The organism is Actinoallomurus soli (genome assembly GCF_024055715.1).
GTDB lineage: Bacteria > Actinomycetota > Actinomycetes > Streptosporangiales > Streptosporangiaceae > Actinoallomurus > Actinoallomurus soli.
Genome location: NZ_JAMXMV010000003.1, coordinates 272444 through 295920, shown reverse-complemented (window position 1 = coordinate 295920; position 23477 = coordinate 272444). Strand labels below are relative to the sequence as shown.

Below are 23477 nucleotides of genomic sequence, written 5' to 3'. Positions count from 1 at the left end.
ACTGGACGACCGTGACTGACTTCTTCCACGGCACGCTCGGTGAGCACGGGCCCGACATCCACCCGGAGGCCTGGGTCGCCCCCGGAGCCGTCGTCGTCGGCCGCGTGCGGCTCGGCCGCGAGGCCAACGTCTGGTACGGCTCGGTGCTGCGCGGCGACGACGAGGAGATCATCGTCGGCGAGGAGTGCAACATCCAGGATCTGTCCTGCCTGCACGCCGACCCGGGCATGCCGGCGGTGCTGGAGGACCGGGTCAGCCTGGGGCACAAGGCCATGGTCCACGGCGCGTACGTCGAGACCGGCTCGCTCATCGGCATCGGCGCGATCGTGCTCAACGGCGCGCGGATCGGCGCCGGAACGCTCGTCGCGGCGGGCGCCCTCGTCGGCCCCGGCAAGAAGATCCCCGCCGGGGTCCTCGTCGCGGGGGTTCCGGGCAAGGTCGTACGGGAGCTGAACGACGACGACCGCGCGGTCCTCGCCTACACGCCCGAGACGTACGTGCGGAAGGCCGCCCTGCACCGCGAGGCCCGCTGGAGCTGACACGGGCGGCCCCGCGCGGACGAGCGGACGCGGGCGTGCCGCACCCGGATGCCAGGTGCGGGTGCCGTCCGGATGCCAGGTGCGGGTGCCCGGTCCCAGGCGCCGGTGGCATCCGGGACCGGGCACGCGTAGATGTCAGTGGTTGACCGAGGCCCCCGGCCGTGGCCCTCCTGACGTGCCGCCCCGCGGCGCTGCGGAACCACCGGGCGGCGCCGAGTCCGTCCAGCCCTGCCTCACGACCGTCGTGGAGTTCCACACGGCTCCGGGGGCGAACCCGGCGGTTGAGCCGCCCGGCTTGACGACGACGAGTTCCTCGCCCAGCGCCCGTCCGGCGGTGGTGTCGATGATCAGGCGGTGCTGGTAGGTGCCGCCGACCTTCGTGCGCTCGGTGATGGCGATGGCCGTGCCCGTGCGCCCCTGGGCGTCCTGAACCCTGCCCGCCGCCGTCACCGACGGCAGGTCCGCCAGCATCCGGAAGGCCGCGCCCCGGACCTTCGGCGTCACCGGCATATCCATGATCAGACCGCGGGCGACGGTGTACAACCACAGGTCGGAGGACATCGTCTCGCTCGACGACTCGGTGCCGTGTCCCTGGTACCACCGCTTCAGCGAGGCCTTGAGCCGCCGCGGATCGGCCGGCAGAGCCCGCAGATCCTTCATGGTGACATTGCGCCCGAGCCAGAACACCTTGTCGCCGTCGACGAGCGGGGAACGACTCGTCATCACCCGCCCGGGCCGCGTCGAGAGCGTGACCCTGCCCCCTTTGCCGTCAGCAGCCTGCACGCTGATGTCGGCGGGCGATCCGGCGCGGGTCCATGCCGCCCGGTCCGCCGCGGTCGCCGGCTGGACACCGAGGTGCTGCGAGACGCTCACCTGGGCCTGTCGCGGCGCGCTGGGCGTCCACATGTCATCCCGCTGCTGGTCGACGATGGTGTAGGCGCTCCCGGCCGTGCCCGCCCGGTAGTAGTACCGGCCCACGCTCACCGTGTGCCAGTACCCCCCGACCCGGTCCGCCTGGCCCTCCGCGCTGCTCGCCGCTGCGAGCAGAATGGAGCGCGCGTCGAGCGTCGTCGTGGTGGTCGAGCGGCCCGCCCGGGGACCGGCCGACCGGTTCTCGGCCGTCCCGGCGGTTCCGGTCGTGGAGATCGCGACCGCCGCCGCGGCCGTCGCGGCGGTGAGGCCGAGACCGCCCGTCGCCCACAGGGTCCGCCGGGCCGGCATCGTACGGCGACGGCCGCGCGTCTCCGTACGGAGCCGTTCGCGTCCCTTCGCGACGACCGCGTCGTCGGGGGCGGGCCGGTCCAGCATCGTGCGCACCATGCGCAGCTCATCCATTGACGTCGATCTCCTTCTCGAGAGCGGTGCGAAGCTTCTTCCGGGCCCGGTTGAGGCGCGAGCCGACGGTGCCGTACGGGATCCGCAGGGCCTGGGCGACCTCCTCGTGACTGAGGTCGGCGAGCGCCACGAGCAGCAGGACGTCTCGCTCCTTGCGGGTCAGCGCGGCGAGGGCACGGGCCAGCTGCGGCTGCAGCCCGGCCGCGGCGACCGCCGTGACGACCTGGTTCTCGTGACCGTGATCGTCCGGGGCCGCCCGCACGCGCGTGAGGGTCTCGTAGTGCCGCGACTCGACGCGCCGGTGCTGGGCGACGAGCTTGGTGGCGATGCCGAACAGCCACGGCCGCAGCGCCCCGCGCGCGGGATCGAACCGCTCCCGCTTGCGGAACGCCACCAGGAACGTCTCGGCCGCGATGTCGTCGGCCGCCTGGGTGTCGAGCCGTCCCGCGACGTACCGGTGGACGTCGCGGAAGTACCGGTCGTAGACCGCGGTGAACCGGTCGGGGTCGCGGCGGTACTCCCGGACGAGGTCGGCGTCGCTCACTTTCCCGGCCGCCTGTGTGTCGGCCAGGCCGGTCACGTCTTGGTCTCCGTCATGGGCGCCTCCCGGGCGAGGTGATGGGCGGACACCGGTTCTCCGCGCCTTCGCCCGATCGCTTTCGCTCCCGAGGGGGAATCTTCCGGGGCCATCCCGGCGCCGGCTCTCGAGTACGGGGCCGGTGCCCGATATCGGGCCCCGAGGGCTCCGCTCCGTGATCGCTGTGAACCCGGCGGTCTTGGGGTGGCGTTTACCATTGCATGGTGGTCTGGGGGCAGGCGTACGGCGGGGCGCCCTCGGCCGCCGCCCAAGATCCGTTCGCGGTGGTCGAGCGGGACACGCGTGCCATGGTCACGGCCGGCTGGTGGCCCGCGACGCCACCCCTCCAGCGGCAGAACCTCGTCGCCGGCCGCATGCTCGTCCTGCCCGACGGCACGTGGTGGCTGTTCGGCGCCTGGGCCCGCTGGTACCGCTGGCTGCCCGCCGACGGCCAGTGGCACCTGTGCCCGCCGCCCCGGCTGCCGATGACGCGGACGTCCGCCCGGCCCCTCGGCCAGGGGATGCCGGTGCCGCGCATCCCTCCCCACCTGGTGCCCTCCGGCCCCGACTTCACCGTCGAACCGCCGCAGTCACTGCCCTTCGTGGATGTCGACGTACGGCCCGAGGTGACCTCCCGCGTACGCGCCACGGTCGAGTCGGCGGCCGCCCTGCCGCCTCACGACTACCCGCACTGGTGGAACACCTTCTCCTCCGCCACGCCCAGCACGGTGGCCATCGGCTGGGGCGTGATGCTCTGGTCCGCAGCGGCTCCGGTGTTCGACTCCGGCCTCGACGCGCAGCTCCTGGGCCTGTGGTCGCCGTACCGCGCCCGGCCGCTCCCCGCGGCCGACGGGCCGCGCTGGCTCACCCCGCCACCGTTGGAGGCCCTGGTCGGCCTGTACGCCGAGCGGCTGCGCGCCCACCGGGTGGACGCGGCCGTCGTCATTCTGCGGACGATGTGGGCGATGGCCAGCGCCCTGCGCGAGGACTCGCGCTTCCGTGCCCGCGCGGACGCCCTCCTCGCCATCCTCGGCGCGACCCTGCACAATCCCACGGTCGACTACGCCGCCCTCCCGTACGGCGACCAGGCGCTGGTCCAGCAGTGGCTCACCCGATGCCCGCCCGCCCTGGCGCCCGCGCTGCGCATCGAGGCGTCGGCGGGCGAACACTTCCGCAACGCGTTCTACGACCTGGCCGTCTGCCTCGCCTCGATCGCCGGCGACCCGGCCGAACACGGATACGTCGAGCCCCGCCTCATCGCGGCGGCGCTGCTCGCCGCCGACCTGGCGGTCGTCCGGCATGACGTCGTCGAGCAGGTGATCGGCTGGCTCGATCCGGAGACCCGCCGCGCGACACAGGCGATCCTCACCGGTACCGACCACCCGCTGCGGCGCTTCTGGCCGCAGGACGGCCGGCTGCCGCCTCTCCTCCGGCGGCGCGTCGAGACTCTCCGTCCGGCCGCACGCGGCGCGCTCCTCGCCACCGTGTACGCGGCGGACCTCGCCTGGTGCAGGCTGGGCGGCGGCATCCCCGCCCGCCCACGCGGCTTCCCCGTGCCGGTCGCCGTCCTGGCCGAGATCCTCGGCGCCGACCGCGCCAGGTCGGCGGCCCCCGCCGACCCGGTGACCCCCGATCTGGCCCCGGTCGCCCGGCAGTACCCACCCGTTCCCGCTCCCGGGTCGGTCGTGCCCCCTGTCGCCCATCAGCCGCCCACCGGCCCGCCAGGCCAGGCCCCGGCCTGGGCGGCGCCTCCCGCCGCGGCCGGACAGGCTGCGGACGCCGGCCGGTTCGGGGCCGCCCCGGCGATGGGGGCCGCCCCGCCGTCGGCCGTTCCCCCCACATCGGCCGTCGGCACCCCGCGAGCGGCCGGAACCGGTGAGCCGGCGCCCGTCCCCGCCGAAAGCGCCGGGACCCGTGCGGTCGGCGCCCCGGCGCCCGACGACCTGTTCGCGACGCGCATCGAGCACGATGCGCCGAACGTTCCCCGTGACGCCGCGCGGAACGTCCCGCCAGACGCCCCGCCGGACGCATCGCCGGACGTCCCGTCGGACGTCTCGCGGGATGCCCCGGCGAACGCCGCGTCGGACGGCTCCCAGGACGCCGCACGGAACGTCGCGCCCGATGTTCCGTCGGACGTCCCATCGGGCTCGTCGCCGGGTGACGTGTCTCCCGCCGTAAGTTCCGGGATGGAGACGGACGGCGGCTCGGAGCAGGACGACCTGTTCGCGACGCGGGTCGAGCACGACGCGTGGGACGCCTGGCCGGGCGCCGCGTCGGATGGCTCCCGGGACGAATCGGCGAATGCCGGGTCGGATGACCCGCGGAACGTCTCGCCGAACGCGGCGTCGGATGGCTCCCGAGACGCGGCGTCGGATGCCTCGCGGGACGAATCGGCGAATGCCGCGTCGGATGACCCGCGGGATGCCCGGGCGAACGCCCCGTCGGAGGCATCGCGGGATGTTCAGGCGGAGGCCCCGTCGGAGGCATCGCGGGATGTCTTGTGGGACGCCCTGGCGAACGCCGCGTCGGCCGCCTGGCCGGACGCCCCATCGGACGCCTCGCGGGACGTCCCGGCGAACGCGGCGCCGGGGCCCGCGTCGGGCGAAGCGTCGCCCACCACGCGAGCCTGGCACCCGTCCGCCGAACCGAAGTCCGCGCATGGGGGAGGGGCGGAGCCAGGGGCGGACGAGGTCACGATGCTGGACCCGCCACCGATGGCGCCGGCCGACGCCACGTACGTCGATCCGTTGGCGGACGGTACCCGGGCGGACGGCTGGGCGCCGGTTCCGGGCCCGCAGCCGGGCGTTTCGGTGTCGGCTTCGCCGCCCGGCCCTTCGGCGCAGTCCGCGCCGCTCCTGCCCGGCGGCCCTCCCCTACCGCCGGGGGCCTCCGGGCAGCCCGGATTCTCGGGGCCATCTGCGTTGCCCGGTCATCCGGGGGCATCTGCGCAGCCCGGTCATCCGGGGCCGTTCGCGTTGCCCGGTCCTTCAGGGCCATCCGCGCAGCCCGGACTTCCGGGGGTGTTCGCGCAGTCCGGTCATCCGGGGGCGTCCGGGTTGCCCGCGCCTCCTGTGCCTCCTGCGCCGCCCTCGCCGGCCGGGCCTCCGTCGCCTCCCGCGCCCGTGCCGCCGACGCGGGTGCCCGGACCTCCGCGCACCCGGGTCCTCGGCGAGGCTCCGGGCACCCGGGCCCCGGGAGACCAGCCGGAGCGGCCGGGCACGCGGATCATGTCGCAGACGATGATGGGCGACCTCCTGGGCGCGCCCATGCCCGGCCGTCCGGTGGGCGAGATCGAGCCACCGCCCGCCGGGTCGGCCCTGCCGGAGGTGACCGAGCGGTTCGGGATCCGGTTCGTCTCGGGCGCCGATGACCTCGCCCGGCTCCTCGATGACGTGCATCGCCGCGCGTCCTCCGGCGAGGAGACGGCCCCCGCCCTCCTCGTCGTCGGCGCCCCGCACAGCGGGCAGCGCCGGTTCGCCCGGCTCCTCGCCCGTACGCTCGCCGGCGCGGGGACGGGCGACGGCGCCGTCCGTACGGTGGACGGCACGGAGGCCGGTCACACGGCCGAGACGCTGGACGCGGCCCTGAGAGGCGGCGCGCCGCTGCTGCTGGAGTGGATCGACGCGGCCCTGCGGCGGGCGGCCGAACCGGCGGCGGTCGCGGCGGCCGTGATCCGCTCTCGCGAGGGCGCGGCGGGTGCGGCCGCGCTCATCGCGACCTGCGAACCGGGGGCGTACGACCGGCTGAAGAGCGACTTCCCGGAGCTGGCCGAGGTGTTCCGGGTGTTCCGGCTGCCGGACCTGGACGACGCGGAGACCCGGCTCGCGCTCGTCCACGTGCTGGCGGACGAGCGCCGCGTGACGGTCAACGCGCCCGCCCTGCAGACCCTCAAGGCCGACCTGCCGAGACTGACCGGGTACGGCGACCTGGTGAACGCGCGTCTCGTCGAGGCGTACCTCGACCGTGCGGTCACGCGGCACACCGACCGGTTCGGGGTGCCCCGGGATCGGCTGGTCCTGACGCCGGAGGACTTCACCGGCGTGGCCGAGGAGATCGAGCCGGCCCTGCGCGCACCGGGGGACGTCGACGGCTTCCTGCGCACGCTGGACCAGATGATCGGGCTCGACGAGGTGAAGGAGACCATCGGCGGCCTGGTCGCCGAGGCGCGGCTCGCCGCCGCCGAACGCGCAGGCCAGAGGTCGCCGTCCGGTGATCCGAGTCGCCATTTGATCTTCCTGGGGCGCCCGGGCACCGGGAAGCGTACGGTCGCGGGGCTGGTCGGCGGCGCGTACGCCGCGCTGGGCCTCCTCGACTCGGGCCAGGTGGTGGTGTGCGACGCGCGCGACCTCGCCGACGACGACGTGGAGGCCCAGGTCGCGGCGCAGGTGGACCGTGCGGCCGGAGGCGTCTTGCTGATCGAGAACGCCTCCCTGTTCGACCGGATGTCCGGAGCGGTCGCGGCGCTGCTCCGGCGGATGGACGTCCGCCGTGACGAGTTCGTGGTGATCTGTTCGAGTGAGCCGGGCGAGATGGACGGGTTCCTGCTCGCGAATCCCGAGTTCCGGGCGGAGTTCGGGGCGATCGTGGAGTTCCCCGAGCCGACCGACCGTCAGCTCGTGCAGTTGTTCTCCCGGTTCGCCGAGCGCGAGCTCTACCTGCTGGACGAGGAGCTGCGCGTCGAGCTGCTGGGGAGGTTCGGAGAGATGCGCGCGTCGCGGAGTTTCGCGTTCGCCGAGACGGTGCGCCGGCTGTTCGACGCGATCGTCGCGCGGCAGGCGGCGCGCCTGGCGGGGGCGCGGGTCGACGCGGCGACCGTGGCCCGTCTCACCGTCCGTGACCTGCCCGAGTCGCCCGCCGAACGGCTGCTGCAGAGCCTCCACCAGGAGCGTACGGGGCGGTAGTCCGAGGTGGCCCCCGGCCTCACCTCGGCGGGTGGCCGCCGAATGGCCCTCTTGGGTCATGTGCGCCGGCGGGTCGGGCGCGTAGCCTTTTCCACAGGTGTGGGGACGAACGGAGGTGGACGCGGTGCGCCAGTCGAACCTCGATATGCGCGTCCACGACCGGGTCGCGTTGGATGAGATCGAGCTGTACTCGGAGATGCTCAGCGCTGTCGCGACGGCGGATCGGCCGTTGACGACCGATGAGATCGACATGGTGCTCGGGATCGGCCACTCGCCACGGTCGTAACGACGTGAGGTCGGCGCACGCGGGGATGCGCCGACCGGCTCCCCACCGATCGGCTCCACGCCGACCGGTTCACCGCCCCCGTACCGATCATCGCCGCGTAAGCATCGCCGCGCGACGGATCATCTCGCCGATCGGCTTGCCGGACGCGCCGGGCTCAGGACTTCACGAGGCGTGCGATGGCCGCCGAGGCCTCCTTGACCTTCTCCTCGGCCGCGGGGCCGCCCTCGGCGACGGCTTGGGCGACGCAGTGGCCGAGGTGGTCCTCCAACAGCCCCAGCGCGACGGACTGCAGGGCGCGGGTGACGGCCGAGACCTGGGTGAGGACGTCGATGCAGTACTCATCCTCGGCTACCATCCGCTGCAGGCCCCGCACCTGGCCCTCGATCCGGCGCAGCCGAACGAGGTAGGCGTCTTTGTCCTTCGCGTACCCGTGCATACCGGCCACTGTATACCCCCTAGGGGTAGACGCCCAAGTGATCGTTTGAGGTTCCCGCCCCGGGGCAGGGACGAACCGACCCCCGCAGCCGAGGCGGGCGGCCGTGACCGAGCCGATCGCGGGAGACTTGTTGCGGTAAGTAACAGGGGGGCGAAGGTTCGCTTTCCCCCTGGTAAGCCGTACCATCCTCTGCGGACTGTTCCCGCACTTCAGGAGAAGGACGTGCGATTCCGACTCACCCCGCGTGAGGACAGCTACTACGACATGTTCGCGGACTCCGCCAACAACTTGGTGACGGGTGCCCGGCTGCTCGTGGAGCTGATAGGCGACGGGGCCGACCGTGAGGGGATCGCGGAGAAGATGCGCGCCTGCGAGCACGCAGGCGACGAGTTCACTCACGCGATCATGCGGAGGCTCAACGAGAGCTTCATCACGCCCTTCGACCGGGAGGACATCTACCGGCTCGCGTCCACGCTCGACGACGTCATGGACTTCATGGAGGCGGCGGCCGACCTCGTCCTGCTCTACAAGCTCGACGAGCTGCCCCGTGACGTCGTGGCCCAGGTCGAGGTGCTGGAGCGGGCGGCCGAGCTGACCGCGGAGACCATGCCGCGGCTTCGCGGACTCCGGGATCTGAGCGAGTACTGGATCGAGATCAACCGGCTCGAGAACCAGGGCGACCAGATCTACCGGCGCCTGCTGGCGGAGTTGTTCGGCGGTGACTACGACGCGCTGACCGTCTTGAAGCTCAAGGAGGTCATCGACCAGCTCGAGGCCGCCGCGGACGCGTTCGAGCACGTCGCCAACATCGTCGAGACGATCGCGGTCAAGGAATCGTGATCTCCGTGTCGCCGACGCGTGTGTTCGCCATGTCCGCGATCCGATGTCCGCGGTCCGCTGCGGGGAAGGGAACGTCGCCGTGGAGTTGACGGCCCTCATCGTCGTCGTGGGCATCGCGCTGTTCTTCAACTACACCAACGGTTTCCACGACGCCGCCAACGCGATCGCCACCTCGGTCTCCACCAGGGCGCTCACCCCACGGGCCGCCCTGGCCATGGCCGCCGTCATGAACCTCGTCGGGGCGTTCCTCGGCACCGGGGTCGCCAAGACGGTCGGCAGCGGCATCATCGATCCGCCGAAGGACATGCACGGCCTGTCGATCGTCGCGGCCGCGCTGATCGGCGCGATCGTGTGGAACCTCATCACCTGGTACTTCGGCCTGCCCTCCTCGTCCACCCACGGGCTGGTCGGCGGGCTGGTCGGGGCGGCCCTCGCGGCGTCCACCAAAGTGCTGTGGCACGGCGTCATCTACAAGGTCGTCCTGTGGATGGTGGTGTCGCCGCTGATCGGCCTGGTCCTCGGCTATCTGGTGATGGTCGTGATGCTGTGGATCTTCCGTAACTCCAACCCCAGCAAGGTCGGGCGCCGGTTCCGCATCGCGCAGTCGCTGTCCGCGGCGGCGATGGCCCTCGGCCACGGCCTGCAGGACGCCCAGAAGACGATGGGCATCATCGTGCTCGCGCTGGTCACGACCGGGTACCAGTCGGCCGCCGACTCGCACGTCCCGGTCTGGGTGATCCTCGTGTGCGCGGCGGTGCTGTCGTACGGGACGTACGCCGGCGGCTGGCGGATCATGCGGACCCTGGGCCGCAGGGTCATCGAGCTCGATCCGCCGAAGGGCTTCGCCGCCGAGGCCACCGCGGCCAGCGTCCTGTACGCGACGGCGTTCATCTGGCAGGCGCCGGTGTCCACGACTCACACGATCACCGCGGCCATCATGGGCGTCGGGTCGACCAAGCGGCTCTCGGCGGTCCGCTGGGGCGTCGCGGGCAACATCGTGGTCGCCTGGATCCTCACCATTCCGGCGGCGGGCATCGTCGCCGCGATCGCGTACTGGATCATGCACCTGTTCGGCTGAGGTCCGCGTGACCCGTTCGTGGAACGGGCCAATGGACAGCGGGGCGGGGTGGCCGTAGGGCGACCCCGCCCCGCGCCGTTCGCGCATCAGCCGAAGCGGCCGGTGATGTAGTCCTCCGTGGCCTTCTCGCCCGGGTTCGTGAAGATCTTGTTGGTGTCGTCGATCTCCACCATCCGGCCCGGCTTGCCCGGCCCCGCGAGGTTGAAGAAGGCCGTACGGTCGCTCACCCGCGCGGCCTGCTGCATGTTGTGGGTGACGATGACGATCGTGTACTGGTCCTTCAGGCCGGCGATCAGGTCCTCGACCGCCAGCGTGGAGATCGGGTCCAGCGCCGAGCAGGGCTCGTCCATCAGCAGCACCTGCGGCTCCACCGCGATGGCGCGGGCGATGCACAGGCGCTGCTGCTGACCACCGGACAGGCCGGCCCCCGGGCGGCCCAACCGATCCTTGACCTCGTTCCAGAGGTTCGCCCCGCGCAGGGACTTCTCCACGATCTCGTCGAGCTGCGCCTTACGGCGAACGCCGTTGAGCTTCAGGCCCGCGACGACGTTCTCGTAGATCGACATCGTGGGGAACGGGTTCGGCCGCTGGAAGACCATGCCGACCACCCGCCGTACGGCGACGGGGTCGACGCCCGGCCCGTACAGGTCCGTCTCGTCGAGGAGCACCTTGCCCTCGACCCGCGCGCCCGGGATCACCTCGTGCATCCGGTTGAGGGTCCGCAGGAACGTCGACTTGCCGCACCCGGAGGGGCCGATGAACGCGGTCACCGAGCGCGGTTCGATCGTCATCGAGATGTCCTCGATGGCCCGGGTCTTGCCGTAGTAGGCGTTCAGCCCGGAGACCTCGATCCGCTTGGCCATGGGGGGAGTTCTCCTATCGGGATACGGGCTTGCGCAGGCGGGCGATGAGGCGCGCCGCGAGGTTCAGCAGCATGACGAAGAGGATCAGCGTGAGCGCGCCGGCCCACGCCCGGTCGATGGCGACCTGCTGCGGCAGCTGCGCCTGGTCCCAGACGAACAGCGGCAGCGACATCTGCGGGCCCTTGAACGGGTCGTTGTTGATCGCCGTGGTGACGAACACCGTCATCAGCAGCGGCGCGGTCTCGCCCATGACGCGGGCGACGGCCAGCATGACGCCGGTGATGATGCCGGTGAAGGCCGTCGGCAGGACGACGAAGCAGATCGTCCGCCAGCGCGGCACGCCGAGCGCGTACGACGCCTCGCGCAGGTCGTTCGGGACGAGCTTGAGCATCTCCTCGGCGGCCCGGACGACCGTCGGCAGCATCAGCACCGACAGGGCCAGCGAGCCGGCGAAACCCATGTACTCGAAGCCGAGCAGCGCGATCCAGAACGCGAACACGAACAGGCCCGACACGATCGAGGGCACGCCCGTCATGACGTCGACGAAGAACGTCACGACCCGCGCCAGCCGGCCGCCGCCGCCGTACTCGACGAGGTAGATGGCGGTGAGCACGCCGATGGGGATCGAGATCACGCTCGCCAGGCCGACCTGCTCGATCGTGCCGATGATCGCGTGGTACGCGCCGCCGCCCGCGTCGCGGCCGCCGATGGCGTTCATGGAGTGGGTGAAGAACTCCATGTCGAACCGCTTCGCGCCGTTCTTGATCACCGTGTACAGCAGCGTCACCAGCGGGATGACGGCCAGCGCGAAGGCGGCGCAGACCAGGACGAGGGCGAGCTTGTCCTTGAACTTGCGAAGACCGGACGGGCCGGCGAGGTTCACGGTGCTCACACGAACTCCTTGCGGCGGGCGATGACCGCGCGGGCGGCCATGTTCACGAGAAGGGTGATGACGAAGAGCACCAGGCCGGAGGCGATGAGCGCGCTCTGCCCGATCTTCCCGGCCATCGCGAACGTGTTGGCGATGTTGGCGGCGAAGGTGTTACCGCCCGGCTTCAGCAGGTGCAGGCTGATGCCCGAGGCCGTGCCCAGCACCAGGGCGACCGCGATCGTCTCGCCCAGGGCCCGGCCGAGGCCGAGCATCGAGGCGCTGATCATGCCCGAGCGGCCGAACGGCAGGACCGCCATCCGGATGACCTCCCAGCGCGTCGCACCGAGGGCGAGGGCGGCCTCGACGTTGGCCCGCGGCACCTGCAGGAAGACCTCGCGGGTGATCGACGAGATGATCGGCAGGATCATGATCGCCAGCACGATCGAGGCGGTCAGGATGCACTGCCCGCCGACCGTGTCCCCGCCGAACAGCGGGATCCAGCCGAAGTCGTCGTGCAGGAAGGTCGCCACGCCGTTCATCTTCGGGACGAAGAACTGCAGGCCCCACAGGCCGTACACGATGCTGGGCACCGCGGCGAGCAGGTCGACGACGTACCCGAGCCCGTCGGCGAGCCGCCTCGGCGCGTAGAACCCGATGAACAGCGCGATCCCGACCGCCACGGGCGTCGCCAGGATCAGCGCCAGCAGCGACGACAGGACGGTGCCGAAGGTCAGCTGGGCGATCCCGAACCGCGACTGCGCGGCGTCGGGGTTCCACTCCTGCGAGGTGAGGAAGTTGGCCTTGTCCGCCCGCAACGCCGGCAGCGCCTTCACGATGAGGAACACCGCGATCGCCGCCATCACCGCGAGCAGGAGGATGCCGGAGCCCTTCGCTGAGAGGCCGAACAGCCGGTCCCCCGTGCGCCCGGTACTCATCTTGCGGGCTCTGCCGCCCAGAGCGCGGGTCGCGCCCTGCTCAAGGGTCTCGCTGGTCATCCTGCCTCCCATGCCCACCGACTCACCCTGTCGTTCATAGAGGTCTCTTCACATGCACGCGACCGAGCCGGTACGGGTCTCCCGCACCGGCTCGGTACTCCTATCGGTCAGGACAGGCCCTTAACGGCGGCCTGGACCTTGGTGAGGATCGAGTCGGGCAGCGGCGCGTAGCCGAGGCCGCTGAGCACCGACTGGCCCTGCTGGCTGGAGGTGTAGGTCAGGTAGGACTTGACGAACTTCGCCTGCTGGTCGGGCAGACCCTTCTCGCAGGCGATCTCGTACGTGAACAGGATGATCGGGTAACCCTGCTTGGTCTTGTAGTCGACCTTGAGGGACAGGTCGTTGCCGGTGCCGACGATCTGGGCGCCGGCCGCACCCTGCGACGCGGTCTCGGGGGAGGGCTCGACGAACTGGTTCGCGCCGTTGCCGATCTTGGCGGTCTGCAGCTTGCCGTTGGTCGCGTAGGACATCTCCGTGTAGGAGATCGCGCCGTCGGTCTGCTTCACGACCGTGGAGACGCCGTCGGACTTGGTCGCGCCCTGGCCGCCCGGGGCGGTCCACTTCTTGCCGCCCGGGAACTTCCAGATGTCCGGCGCGGTGTCGGTGAGGAACTTGGTGAAGTTGTCCGTCGTGCCCGAGTCGTCGGCGCGGTGCACCGTCTTGATCGGGGTGCTCGGGAGCTTCGCCTGCGGGTTGTCCTTCTTGATCGCCGCGTCGTCCCAGGTCTTGATCTTGCCGGCGAAGATGCTCGCCAGGGTGGTCGGCGACAGCTGCAGGCCGTCGACGCCCTTCAGGTTGTAGACGACCGCGATCGGGCCGATCACCATGGGCAGGTCGAGGGCCTTGCCGTCCTTGCAGCGCTGGTCGGCCGGGCCGTGCTCCTCCGGCTTGAGCGCCGAGTCCGAACCGGCGAAGGCCACCTGGCCCTGCGTGAACGCCTGGATGCCCGCGCCCGAACCGTTGGCGTTGTAGTTGAGGTTCGCTCCGGCGCAGTTCTGCTGGTAGCCCTTGGTCCACTCGCTGATCGCGTTGGCCTGGGCCGTCGAGCCGGCGGCGTTCACCGCCGTCTTCACGCAGTCGCCGCTCGCGGCGGTGCCGCCGCCGCTGGCGCCCTTGCTGCCGTTGTTGTCCGTACCGCACGCGGTCAGCGCGAGCGCACCCGCAAGGGCCACGCCGCCAAGAGCGGCCAGCCGAGTGCTGTTGATCACCGAAGTATCTCCTCAAGTAAGTGTCGGGCGGGGCCCCGAGCGTTCGCACGGTCGGGGGGCACCGTCGAGTCCCGACGCTAAGCAGGAGAGATGACCAGCCACTCCGATCCAGGTGAACGGAAGATGAACGTGATGGTGACTTGTCGGAAAATGAGCGCTTCTGTAGGGCGTCCGTACGGTTAACACCCCAGGAGGCGGGCCCCGCCGGCCCCTGTGGCCACCCGCGTGCGGGCGGTCAGCGGGCCGGCGGTCAGCGCGCGGGCGGCGCCGGCGGACGAGCGGTGCCGGCGAACGGGCGGTCAGCGTACGGGTGGCGCCGGCGGGCGGACGGTCAGCGCGCGGGGGAGCGATACATCGCGTCGGTGGCGAAGTGCTCGAAGCCCAGTCGCGCGTACATGGTGGTGGCGGGGGTGTTCGCCTCGTCGGCGTACAGGATGACCTCCGGCAGGGCGAGCGACCTCAGGTGGTGCAGGCCGGTCAGGGTCAGCGCCCGGCCCAGACCCAGCCCCTGCGCGGACGGGTCGACGCCCACGACGTACACCTCGCCCACGCCGTCCTCCACCTTGGTCCAGTGGAAGCCGAGCAGCTCGCCGTCCCGCTCCGCCAGGAAGAACCCCTCCGGGGAGAACCACGGCTCGCGCTCCCGCCGCTCCAGGTCCGCGCGGGTCCAGGCGCCCTGCTCCGGATGGTCCGCGAAGGCCCGCGCGTTCACCCGCACCCACGCGTCCTCGTCCGCCCCCACCTCGAACGTGCGCAGCCGCACACCCGCAGGCCACGCCACCTCCGGCAGCGACGCGTCGAGCGGACGGCGCATCTTCCACAGCGCCCGGAACCGCTCGAAGCCCAGCGAACCCGCCAGCGCCACCGCACCCGGAAGCTCCCCGTGCGCCCACACCCGCAGCGAACCGGCCTGCCCGAGCAGCGCCGTCGCCAGGGCGCGGCCGTGTCCCCGCCGCCGGAACCCCGGATGCACCACGAACTCGCCCGCGTCGCCGTCCAGGACGCCGACCCCCGCGAGAGTCCCCCCGTCGCGCGTGAGGAACGCCCCACCGCCGTCCCGCAGCCGCAGCAGCGCGCTCTCGCCCAGCGGCCGTACGCCGTCGGCCTCCGCGGCCGCCTCCGCGACCGCCAGCGCGTCCCTGACCTCATCGTCCGTCAACCGCTCCCGCGTCATCACGTCCACGATCGCGAGCGTAGTCTCAGGCCCTTTGACCGCTGAAGTCAGGATTTGGTCCAGAGCCCTTCCGTACGGTGCGGGCATTGCCATACGATCAGGCCTTCACCTGCGCGGAAGGCGGTCGTCGTGGGCGATCCGGGACTCCCGATCATGGCCGGTGCGCTGGCCGTGCCCGTCGCTGTGCTGCTCCTGGTCCTCGTGTTCGCGCTGATGGGCCGCCGCTGGGTCCTGACCGGCCCGGACGCGGTCTTCGAGGACGACGGCGCCGCGTACGGGGACGACGACGACTTCGAGCCCACGCCGTACCGGGCCGCCCTGGAGCCGCCACGCCCCGCCTCTGCGGCCGCGTACGACGCGTACCGCCCCGCTCCGGGGTACGGATCCGCTCCCGCGGCTTCCGGTTCCTACGCGCCCGGCCGTGACCCGTACGCCACTCCGTCCCGCGAGCCGTACGACAGAACCACACCGGAGCCGCACGACAGGACCGCCCCGGAGCCGTACGACAGCCCTGCGCCGGAGCCGTACGCGCCGCCTCAGCGAGCCGAGATCTCCGACTGGGAGCCCTACGTCCCCGCCCCGCGACGGTCGCCGGAGCCGACCTCCCGGCCCTCCTACGGCGGACCCGCGGACCCGTACGGGCAGGGCGATCCTTACGCGGCCTCGGCCGGTGATCCGTACGGCGCGCGCGGCCGGTCGCCCTTTGAGTCACCCGAGTGGCAGCGGAGGAACCCGCGGCCGATCCGGACGGACCGCCTCGACCCGTCGGCGTACCCCGACCCAGGGCACCGCGAGCCGGAGGACCGGCAGCGCTTCCCCTACGGCCCTTACGACGCCCGCTGAGGCGACGGCCGCGAGAGAGAAACGACCGGAGACGAAGGCGCCATGGCAGCACTGGCTTTGCTGATCATCATCCTGTTCTTCTTCGGGGTCCTCGGGATCCTCCTCATCGCCGTCACGGCGGGCGCACGACGCAGGCGGCGGAGCGCCGCGCCCTACGGTCCCGGTCCGCAGCAGCCGTTCCCGCCGGTGCCCCACGGGCCGTACGGCCCGCCGCCGACCGGCCCCGGAGGCCCCTACGCTCCGGGCGGCCACCTGCCGCCTCAGCCGGACGGTGCCTACGGCCCTCACCCCCAGGCGCCTCATCCGCAGGGCGGTCCGCCGCCGCAGGGCCCGGGATGGCCCACGTCACCGCGCTGACCGCTGGAACGCCGAACCTGTGATCTCCGGGCCTGTCGACAGGCCGGGTCAGTGAGCGAAGGCGACAGATGCCGCGAGGTCCTTCTGGCTCTCGAGCGCGGCGAGACGCTCGGTGAGTGCGCTGTGGACGGCGTCGTAGGTGTCGGAGCCGAGGGCGAGGCGCAGGGGCGGGTTCGGGTTCTGGGTGGTGTCGTAGATCGCGGCGGCGACCTTGGCCGGGTCGCCGGGGAGGGCATCGGCGTCCGTGGTCTCCAACCGCCGCCGGATCCGGCCGACGGCGTTGTCCCGGTAGGGGGCGGTTTCGGTGGTGTAGCGCAGGGCCGAGGCGAAGCCGGTGCGGGTGCCGCCGAGTTCGACCAGGGTGAGGTGAACACCGAAGTCGGCGACCTCACCGCTGACGCTCTCGGTGAAGCCTTCGAGCCCCCACTTGCCGGCGTGATAGGCGCTGTGCGTGGGGATGCCGATCTGGCCGCCCATGCTGGAGATCTGGATGATCCGGCCGCCGCCCTGTTCGCGCATCGGCTTCAGGAACGCCCGGGTGATCAGCATCGGCGCGAGCAGCAGGACCTCGATCTGGTCGCGCACCTGCTCGACGGTCATCTCCTCGGCGGCGCCCACGACCGCGTATCCGGCGTTGTTGACCACGATGTCCACCGGTCCGGTCCGGAGCGTCCGATCGACCACCGCGTCGACCTCGGCCGGCCGGGTGAGGTCGAGGATCTCGACGGTCAACCGGTCGCCGTACGCCGCGTGCAGATCGTCCAGCGCATCGGGACGGCGGGCCGTGGCGGTCACGCGGTCGCCGTGCCGGAGAGCGTGCTCGATGATGTGCCGGCCCAGGCCGCCGGCGGCCCCGGTGACGAACCAGTGGCGTACGGCCTGCTCGGGGGGAGTGGGCATGAGTTCTCCCGGGTTAGAGTCTTAGCGGAATATGTTCCGGTTAGAGCTAACCGGAACTCATTCCGGAACGCAACCGAAGAGAAACAGCGAGGGAGCCCCCCCCATGCCCGCGACGCCTCGCCGGACCAGGAGTGACGCGCTGCAGAATCGGGCGCGTCTGCTGGAGGTCGCCGCGCAGGTCTTCGCCCAGGAAGGGCTGGACACCGCGCCGGCCGCCATCGCGAAGCGGGCGGGTGTCGGCGTCGGCACGCTCTACCGGCACTTCCCCACCCGAGAGGCCCTCATCGACGCCGCCTACCGGCATCAGCTCACCCGCGTGTGCGACCAGGCGGCCGACCTCCTCGCCCGGTACCCGGCCGCCGAGGCCACCCGGCGGTGGATGGCCCACTTCATCGACTACGCCACCGCCAAGAGCGGCATGTCCGCGGCGCTCAACGCGGTCATCGCCTCCGGGGTCGACCCGTTCGCCGACAGCCGCGCCCTCCTCATCGGCGCCGTCACCGCCCTCATCGAGGCCGGCGCCCGCGACGGCACCCTGCGCACCGACGTCGCCCCCGACGATGTGCTGCTCCTCATGGGCGGCATCGCCTACTCCGTGCAACACGGCACCGAAGAACAGGCCCGCCGGCTCGTCGACCTCTTCATGGACTCGCTGACCAAGGACCTGACCGCACGCTGAACCCGCGTCGCCCAGCGCGTCGAAGGTCTGCCAGGTGTCCCGCCGCAGGACCCGCAGCGGAGCGCCGAGTGTTCTGGTCGCCGGCACGACGAACATCCTCGGCGCTCCGCGCGCCGGTGGACCGCCATGCCGACCCGTCGAGATCCCGCCGGGACCCGGTCCGATCTTCTCGATGGTTCACCGCGCATCCCGGATCCACTGCAGTTCCGTCGGGGTCAGCGTCACCTCGGACGCGGTGATGACGACGTGCACGGTCTTGCCGTGCTCTGCGTAGGTGACCCATCGGGCGGCGGCGAGGTGGTCGACGATCGACAGGCCCCGGCCGTGCTCGGCGAGCAGCCCGCCGTCGTCGGGTGCGGCCATCCGGCGGCCGTCCGGGTCGGTCACCGCGAGGTACACGTACCGGTGCGTGGTGGTCATCTGGACACCGATCGGCCACAGGTCGTCCGGCCAGGGGCGTAGTGCGAGGGCGGCGCGGATCGCGTTCGTCACGATCTCACTGGTGACGAGCCCGATCTCGTACGGGTCGAACGGGAGGCCGAACACCTCGGCCGAGGCGAAGGAACGGGCCCGGGCGGCTTCGGCCGGGCGGGCATGGAGCGCGAGCCAGGCGGGCCGGCGGGATCGGGGGCCGACGCGGTCGGCGACCGCTGGGTCAGGTGTCACGGGAGATCAACTCCCCAGGTCAGGGGCGCGCGGCCGACTAGGCCGCGCGATGCGGCTAGGTATGCGGCTCATAGTGCTCGCAGCAGACCTAACTTGCAAGACCTAAGTTGAGTCGCGCGAATATAGTCACGAAATGTCGTTCTTCCGGAGGCCTCGTCGCAGAGTGCTCTAGCATCGCTTCACCAGGTCAGATCGACGCAGCGGAGACATCCATGCCCGACCGGCAGAGCCCAACTTTGCGACGTCGCCGGCTCGCCCAAGAACTGCGACGGCTGCGCGAGGAAGCCGGCCTGAAGAGCGCGGAGGTCGCCGCACGGCTGGAGTGGACACCCAGCAAGCTCACTCGCATGGAGCGCAATGAGGGCAAGCGGCCCGACCCGCGCGACGTCCGGGACTTGTGCGAGGTCTACGGCGTCGCCGGAGAACAGCGCAAGTACCTCGAACAGCTTGCCCGCGACGGTCGCAGGCGCGGATGGTGGGATCCGTACGACAAGATGCTGACCGCAGCCACGACGACGTTCATCGGCCTTGAGGCCGAAGCCGCCAGCGTCCTGGTCTTCGAGCCGCTGGCCGTTCCCGGCCTGCTTCAGACTCCCGAGTACGCCGACGCCGTCATCCGTGGTGGCGCGATGACGTTGTCGGACGATCAGGTCCAAGCCCGTATCGACATCCGCACGCGGCGCCAGCAGGCCCTGTATGAGGATCCAGCGCTGGAGGTCATTGCGGTCCTCGATGAAGCCGTTCTGCATCGGATCGTTGGGGGCCGGAAGGTGATGTGCGCCCAGATCGAGCACTTGCGTCAGATCGCCCAGCTCCCGAACGTCACCGTTCAGGTCATCCCGTACGACGCCGGCGCGCACGCCAGCATGTCGAGCTCATTCAACATCCTGCGGTTCCCCGAGCCCAGTGATCTCGACGCGGTGTTCGTCGACCTGGTAGCCGGTGAAATGTTCATCGAGGAACCCGCCGAGGTGAAGCGGTACCAGTCGACCTTCCTGAATCTGGTCGGCGCGGCGGCGAGTCCGGCGAATACGCTGGACATACTCACCAACCGGTGAGGACGGGCCAAATAGGAAGCCGTACCGATGCCAACGCCCCAAGACCTACTCGACGCTGCCTGGCGAAAGAGCATCCGAAGCACCCAGAACGGCTCTTGCGTCGAGGTCGCGACGCTGACCGTCCGCTCCGACGAGGATTAGCCCCGAAAGGCAGTCACGAGCTGATCAATCCTGCATGGCGGCGATCCTCGCGCGGCGATGAGGGCCAGGGCGCCGAGGTCCGCCTCGCCGATCGGTAGCCGGGAGAACGAGTGGGCAGCCGACCCGGTTGCCGCAGCGAACGCCGAGGATCCTGGTGGTCCGCACGACGAAAACCCTCGGCGCTCCGACGCCTGGGGGACGCTCGGCGAGCGGTCCGCCGTCGTCGGGGGCGGTGAGCACGAGGTCCACGGACCGGTGGGTGGCGGTCGTCTGACCGCCGACCGGCCACGCTAGCTGCGTGGGCTCGCCGGCCGGCCCGCCGCCCGCGCCTTGCCCGACGAGGACGATGTCACCGCGCTGCCGCCCGCCCAGGTCCAGTGCCCAGGCCGTCCGCTCAGGCCCAGGCGCAGCGCGCAGGCGGTGTGAGTGCGTCGCGCCGTGCTGACCTGGCAGATGGGTGAGCCCCCGCTCAGCGGTGGGCGGGGGCTCCTTCCTCGGTCGGCCGGGTGTCGGCCACGAATCGGTAGCCGACGTTTCGGACCGTTCCGATCAAGGATTCGTACTCCGCGCCCAGCTTCGCGCGCAGCCGCCGTACGTGCACGTCGACCGTGCGGGTGCCGCCGAAGTAGTCGTACCCCCACACCTCCTGGAGCAGTTGGGCGCGGGTGAAGACCCGGCCGGGGTGCTGGGCGAGGTACTTCAGCAGCTCGAACTCCTTGAACGTCAGGTCCAGCACCCGTCCGCGCAGCCGCGCGGTGTACGTCGCCTCGTCGATCGTGAGCTCGCCGTTGCGGATCTCGCCCGGAACGTCGTCTGGTTGGGCGGCGGCCACCCGGCCGAGCGCCAGCCGGATGCGCGTCTCCACCTCGGCGGGACCGGCCGTCTGGAGGAAGACGTCGTCGAGGCCCCATTCGGGAGTGAGGGCGGCCAGCCCGCCCTCGGTGACGATCGCGATGAGCGGGGAGTCGAGTCCGGTGGTGCGGAGCAGGCGGCAGAGGCTCTTGGCGTGGGCGAGGTCCCGGCGCGCGTCGACGAGCACCAGGTCGGTCGGTGGCGCGTCGATGAGTGCAGACCCCTCGGCCGGAGCGACGCGAACGGAGTGCAGCAGCAGGCCCAGGGCGGGCAGGACCTCGTCCGAGGGTTCGAGCACGTTGGTCAGCAACAGCAGGCTACTCATACGGCCTCCTCGTTTGGGGCCCAAAAAGACGTCGAGGACCCGAGGGCGACGCTGCCCGGATCCCTAATAGGCGAGGATATCGAACGGAGGAAAAGAGCTCACTACCCGAGTGGTGTAGACCACGGAAGGGGGACCATGGCCAAGGGCCTGATCAGGTACTGGGCCGCCGCGCGCGCGGCGGCCGGGACCACGGAGGAGCCCTATGACGCCGCGACGCTCGCGGAGGCCCTGACGGCCGCCGCGGCCGACCGGGGCGCGGAGTTCGGGCGCGTCCTGGCCCGGAGTTCGTTCCTGGTGGACGGCGCTCCGGTCGGCACGCGGGACCCCGCGGCGGTCGCGCTGCCCGACGGCGGCACGGTCGAGGTGCTGCCGCCGTTCGCCGGCGGATGAGAGGCGCCGGGGCCGCGTGGTCCCGCCGGGCGACCCGGGCCCGGCCGATCTCAGCACACGGTGTGACCACGCCGGGGTGGCGCCATCGGTAAGGTGATCGCCTACCGCCGATCGGGGGAGACATGCGAAAAGCGTTCGTTATCTGCCTGATTCTGCTGATCGTCTTCGGCGGAATCGCCATCGCCGGCGACATCGTCGGGCGCAGGGTGGCGCAGAACGAGATCGCCAAGAACGTCGCCTCGCAGTACGACCTCGACCACACTCCCGACGTGTCCATCAAGGGCTTCCCGTTCCTGACGCAGGCGATCGACGGCCGGTACGACGAGATCGACATCAACGTCGGGGACCTCACCCAGCAGGGGGTCCACCTCACCGACACGAAGGTCGCGCTCAAGGGCGTCACCGCGCCGATGTCCGACGCCATGCACGGCGACTCCTCCAAGATGGTCGCGGAGACCGCGACGTCCACGGCCACCGTCGGCTACGACGAGGTGAACAAGTCCGCACCGCGTGACATGAAGGTCTCGGCGGCAGGTTCCGACCTGCAGGTGCGCGGCCCGTACACCGTCCCCGGCCTGGGCATCACGCGGACCGTGACGGCCACGGTGTCCGTGCAGCCCTCCGGGCGCAGCGTCCGTGTCGTGCCGCAGTCGGTGAAGGCGGGCGGGACGACGGTGCCGTTGGGGCTGGTCCGCCAGGCGTTCACCTTCACGATGTCCGTGAACGGCCTCCCGCTGAACACGCGGATCACCGACGTGAAGGTCGAGTCGGACGGCCTGCGGGTGTCGACCACCGCGCAGAACGTCAAACTGGACAGCCTCAACGTCCGCTGAACCCGGGCCGTAGGACGGTGAACCATCCGGCGCCCCGGTACGTGCCGAGGGTGTGGGACCCACTGCGGACGAGCGGCTGCTCCGCGCACTGTACGCCGAGCACGGCGGCCCGCTCCTGGGATACGTCCTGCGGCTGACCGGCGACCGCCAGCAGGCCGAGGACATCGTCCAGGAGACGTTGCTGCGCGCCTGGCGTCATCCCGGCGCGCTGGTCGGCCGTCCCGTACGCCCCTGGCTGTTCACGGTCGCCCGCAACCTCGCCGTGGACGTCCACCGGTCGCGGCGGTCGCGGCCGCCCGAGACGGGCGAGGCGGCGCTCGCCGCCCTGCCCGCGAGCGACGACATCGACCGCGCCCTCGAGTCGTGGACCGTCGCCGAGGCCCTCGCCGACCTCAGCGCCGAGCACCGCGCCGTACTGGTCGAGACGTACTACCGGGGGCGTTCGGTGGCGGAGGCGGCGGCGGTGCTGGGCATACCGGCCGGGACGGTCAAGTCACGCACCTACTACGCGCTGCGCGCGCTCAAACTGGCATTGGAAGAACGGGGGTTGGCGCCATGACGACGCATGCCCGATGCGCCGATCTCCGGGCGCTGCTCGGGGTGTACGTCCTCGGCGCGATCGATCCCGCGGAGCGTGCCCTGGTCGACGACCACCTGGCCCACTGCCGCCGGTGCCGCGACGAGCTGGCCGGCCTGGCAGGCCTGCCCGCTCTGCTGGGCCGGGTGACCGAGGAGCAGATCACGCAGGTCGGCGCCCCGCCGCCGGAGCTGCTGGAGTCGGTGCTCGCCCGCGCCGCCGCCGAGCACCGGACGCGGAGCCACCGGAACCGCCGGTGGCTGGCGGTCGCGGCGGCCGCCGCCCTGGTGACCGGAGGGGCCGGAGTGGCCGTGGGGCACAACCTCGGAACGGCCCGGCCGGTCGCCGCGCCCACGGCCACCCCGACGCCGGGTCCGACGACGCCCGCACCGGGGTCGACGGCGGGCGGGGTCACGACCGTTCAGGCCACGGACGCCGCCACCGGCATCAGCGCCCGGATCACCATGCAGGCCGAGAAGTGGGGGACCGCGTTCACGGTCCGCCTCAGCGGCGCCCCGGCGGAGACCCTCTGCCATCTGGTCGCCGTGGCCCGGGACGGTCGGCGTGACATCGCGGGCGGCTGGGCGGTGAAGTACGAGCGCTCCGCCGAGTTCGCCGGATCATCCATGATCCCCAAGGACCGGATCACGGCGGTCGAGGTGCGCACCGTCGACGGTCGGCGGCTGCTCAGCATCCGGGTCTGAGAGGCCGCGGAAGACCGCCTCGCCGCACCAGGCGACCGCCTTGCCGCAC

At 71.6% G+C, this 23477-nt stretch carries 25 protein-coding genes; 14 read left to right on the top strand and 11 right to left on the bottom strand.

From position 1 onward, the window contains the following. Positions 1–11: 11 nt before the first annotated feature. The gene (locus NDW01_RS10570) at positions 12–539 is read left to right on the top strand and encodes a gamma carbonic anhydrase family protein (RefSeq protein WP_252819303.1); all 528 of its coding nucleotides are present in this window, start codon (positions 12–14) and stop codon (positions 537–539) included. A gap of 135 nt (positions 540–674) precedes the next feature. Here NDW01_RS10570 and NDW01_RS10565 read toward each other — a convergent pair whose 3' ends face one another. Together NDW01_RS10565 and NDW01_RS10560 are read right to left on the bottom strand one after the other, a co-directional pair. Then, positions 675–1874: a CU044_5270 family protein gene (locus NDW01_RS10565; RefSeq protein WP_252819300.1), complete on the bottom strand. Its 1200-nt coding sequence runs from the start codon at positions 1872–1874 to the stop codon at positions 675–677. Continuing rightward, entirely contained in the window at positions 1867–2454 is a 588-nt protein-coding gene (locus NDW01_RS10560; RefSeq protein WP_252819298.1) for an RNA polymerase sigma factor, read from the bottom strand. The genes NDW01_RS10565 and NDW01_RS10560 overlap by 8 nt, the downstream gene beginning before the upstream one ends. A 221-nt stretch (positions 2455–2675) precedes the next feature. Between NDW01_RS10560 and NDW01_RS10555 the strand changes: the two genes are divergently transcribed. Next, positions 2676–7352: a hypothetical protein gene (locus NDW01_RS10555; RefSeq protein ID WP_252819295.1), complete on the top strand. Its 4677-nt coding sequence runs from the start codon at positions 2676–2678 to the stop codon at positions 7350–7352. 97 nt (positions 7353–7449) lie between these two features. Further along, positions 7450–7638, top strand: coding sequence for a hypothetical protein (locus NDW01_RS10550; RefSeq protein WP_252819292.1), 189 nt, complete (start codon positions 7450–7452; stop codon positions 7636–7638). 154 nt (positions 7639–7792) lie between these two features. On the opposite strand, the gene NDW01_RS10545 is transcribed toward NDW01_RS10550, so the two are convergent. Next, positions 7793–8074 carry a metal-sensitive transcriptional regulator gene (locus NDW01_RS10545; protein WP_252782499.1) on the bottom strand — a complete coding sequence of 94 codons (282 nt, stop codon included), beginning with the start codon at positions 8072–8074 and terminating at the stop codon, positions 7793–7795. Between the two features lie 222 nt (positions 8075–8296). On the opposite strand from NDW01_RS10545, the gene NDW01_RS10540 reads away from it, so the two are divergent. After that, a complete protein-coding gene (locus NDW01_RS10540) occupies positions 8297–8914 on the top strand; it encodes a DUF47 domain-containing protein (RefSeq protein WP_252819290.1) in 618 nt (205 codons plus the stop codon). 79 nt (positions 8915–8993) lie between these two features. Further along, entirely contained in the window at positions 8994–9992 is a 999-nt protein-coding gene (locus tag NDW01_RS10535; protein WP_252782497.1) for an inorganic phosphate transporter, read from the top strand. A gap of 86 nt (positions 9993–10078) precedes the next feature. Here the strand turns inward: NDW01_RS10535 and pstB are convergent, their stop codons facing one another. The 5 genes from pstB to mshD all read right to left on the bottom strand — a co-directional run bounded on the left by pstB (position 10079) and on the right by mshD (position 15115). After that, complete coding sequence (pstB, locus tag NDW01_RS10530; protein WP_252782496.1) at positions 10079–10855, bottom strand: phosphate ABC transporter ATP-binding protein PstB; 777 nt, start codon at positions 10853–10855, stop codon at positions 10079–10081. Positions 10856–10868: 13 nt separating this feature from the next. Then, the gene (gene pstA, locus NDW01_RS10525) at positions 10869–11738 is read right to left on the bottom strand and encodes a phosphate ABC transporter permease PstA (RefSeq protein WP_252819848.1); all 870 of its coding nucleotides are present in this window, start codon (positions 11736–11738) and stop codon (positions 10869–10871) included. Positions 11739–11743: 5 nt separating this feature from the next. Next, positions 11744–12721, bottom strand: coding sequence for a phosphate ABC transporter permease subunit PstC (gene pstC, locus NDW01_RS10520; RefSeq protein ID WP_252782495.1), 978 nt, complete (start codon positions 12719–12721; stop codon positions 11744–11746). 107 nt (positions 12722–12828) lie between these two features. After that, positions 12829–13929: a phosphate ABC transporter substrate-binding protein PstS gene (pstS, locus tag NDW01_RS10515; RefSeq protein WP_252819288.1), complete on the bottom strand. Its 1101-nt coding sequence runs from the start codon at positions 13927–13929 to the stop codon at positions 12829–12831. 331 nt (positions 13930–14260) lie between these two features. Further along, positions 14261–15115 (bottom strand): mycothiol synthase, encoded by an 855-nt coding sequence (gene mshD / locus NDW01_RS10510; RefSeq protein WP_252819846.1) that lies wholly within the window; start codon positions 15113–15115, stop codon positions 14261–14263. A gap of 117 nt (positions 15116–15232) precedes the next feature. Here mshD and NDW01_RS10505 point away from each other — a divergent pair, with 117 nt between their 5' ends. Continuing rightward, on the top strand, positions 15233–15946 hold the full coding sequence (locus NDW01_RS10505; RefSeq protein ID WP_252819285.1) for a hypothetical protein: 714 nt from the start codon (positions 15233–15235) through the stop codon (positions 15944–15946). Positions 15947–15988: 42 nt separating this feature from the next. Continuing rightward, the gene (locus NDW01_RS10500; RefSeq protein ID WP_252819283.1) at positions 15989–16303 is read left to right on the top strand and encodes a hypothetical protein; all 315 of its coding nucleotides are present in this window, start codon (positions 15989–15991) and stop codon (positions 16301–16303) included. 48 nt (positions 16304–16351) lie between these two features. On the opposite strand, the gene NDW01_RS10495 is transcribed toward NDW01_RS10500, so the two are convergent. Further along, entirely contained in the window at positions 16352–17203 is an 852-nt protein-coding gene (locus tag NDW01_RS10495) for an SDR family oxidoreductase (RefSeq protein WP_252819281.1), read from the bottom strand. Positions 17204–17306: 103 nt separating this feature from the next. On the opposite strand from NDW01_RS10495, the gene NDW01_RS10490 reads away from it, so the two are divergent. Further along, positions 17307–17882, top strand: a complete 576-nt coding sequence (locus tag NDW01_RS10490) for a TetR/AcrR family transcriptional regulator (RefSeq protein WP_252819279.1) — start codon at positions 17307–17309, stop codon at positions 17880–17882. Positions 17883–18059: 177 nt separating this feature from the next. Here NDW01_RS10490 and NDW01_RS10485 read toward each other — a convergent pair whose 3' ends face one another. Then, positions 18060–18548 carry an ATP-binding protein gene (locus NDW01_RS10485; RefSeq protein WP_252819277.1) on the bottom strand — a complete coding sequence of 163 codons (489 nt, stop codon included), beginning with the start codon at positions 18546–18548 and terminating at the stop codon, positions 18060–18062. Positions 18549–18760: 212 nt separating this feature from the next. Between NDW01_RS10485 and NDW01_RS10480 the strand changes: the two genes are divergently transcribed. Both NDW01_RS10480 and NDW01_RS44305 read left to right on the top strand, forming a co-directional pair. Continuing rightward, a complete protein-coding gene (locus tag NDW01_RS10480) occupies positions 18761–19606 on the top strand; it encodes a helix-turn-helix domain-containing protein (protein ID WP_252819275.1) in 846 nt (281 codons plus the stop codon). Positions 19607–19633: 27 nt separating this feature from the next. Beyond that, positions 19634–19747 (top strand): DUF397 domain-containing protein, encoded by a 114-nt coding sequence (locus NDW01_RS44305; protein ID WP_406567710.1) that lies wholly within the window; start codon positions 19634–19636, stop codon positions 19745–19747. A 469-nt stretch (positions 19748–20216) separates the two neighbouring features. Here the strand turns inward: NDW01_RS44305 and NDW01_RS10475 are convergent, their stop codons facing one another. After that, positions 20217–20924, bottom strand: a complete 708-nt coding sequence (locus NDW01_RS10475; protein WP_252819274.1) for a winged helix-turn-helix transcriptional regulator — start codon at positions 20922–20924, stop codon at positions 20217–20219. 135 nt (positions 20925–21059) lie between these two features. Here NDW01_RS10475 and NDW01_RS10470 point away from each other — a divergent pair, with 135 nt between their 5' ends. The 4 genes from NDW01_RS10470 to NDW01_RS10455 all read left to right on the top strand — a co-directional run bounded on the left by NDW01_RS10470 (position 21060) and on the right by NDW01_RS10455 (position 23428). Beyond that, positions 21060–21314, top strand: a complete 255-nt coding sequence (locus tag NDW01_RS10470; protein ID WP_252819270.1) for a MoaD/ThiS family protein — start codon at positions 21060–21062, stop codon at positions 21312–21314. 122 nt (positions 21315–21436) lie between these two features. Next, complete coding sequence (locus NDW01_RS10465; RefSeq protein ID WP_252819269.1) at positions 21437–22147, top strand: LmeA family phospholipid-binding protein; 711 nt, start codon at positions 21437–21439, stop codon at positions 22145–22147. Positions 22148–22199: 52 nt separating this feature from the next. Beyond that, a complete protein-coding gene (locus NDW01_RS10460) occupies positions 22200–22706 on the top strand; it encodes a sigma-70 family RNA polymerase sigma factor (RefSeq protein WP_252819268.1) in 507 nt (168 codons plus the stop codon). Further along, a complete protein-coding gene (locus NDW01_RS10455) occupies positions 22703–23428 on the top strand; it encodes an anti-sigma factor family protein (protein WP_252819267.1) in 726 nt (241 codons plus the stop codon). The genes NDW01_RS10460 and NDW01_RS10455 overlap by 4 nt, the downstream gene beginning before the upstream one ends. Positions 23429–23477 lie beyond the last annotated feature (49 nt).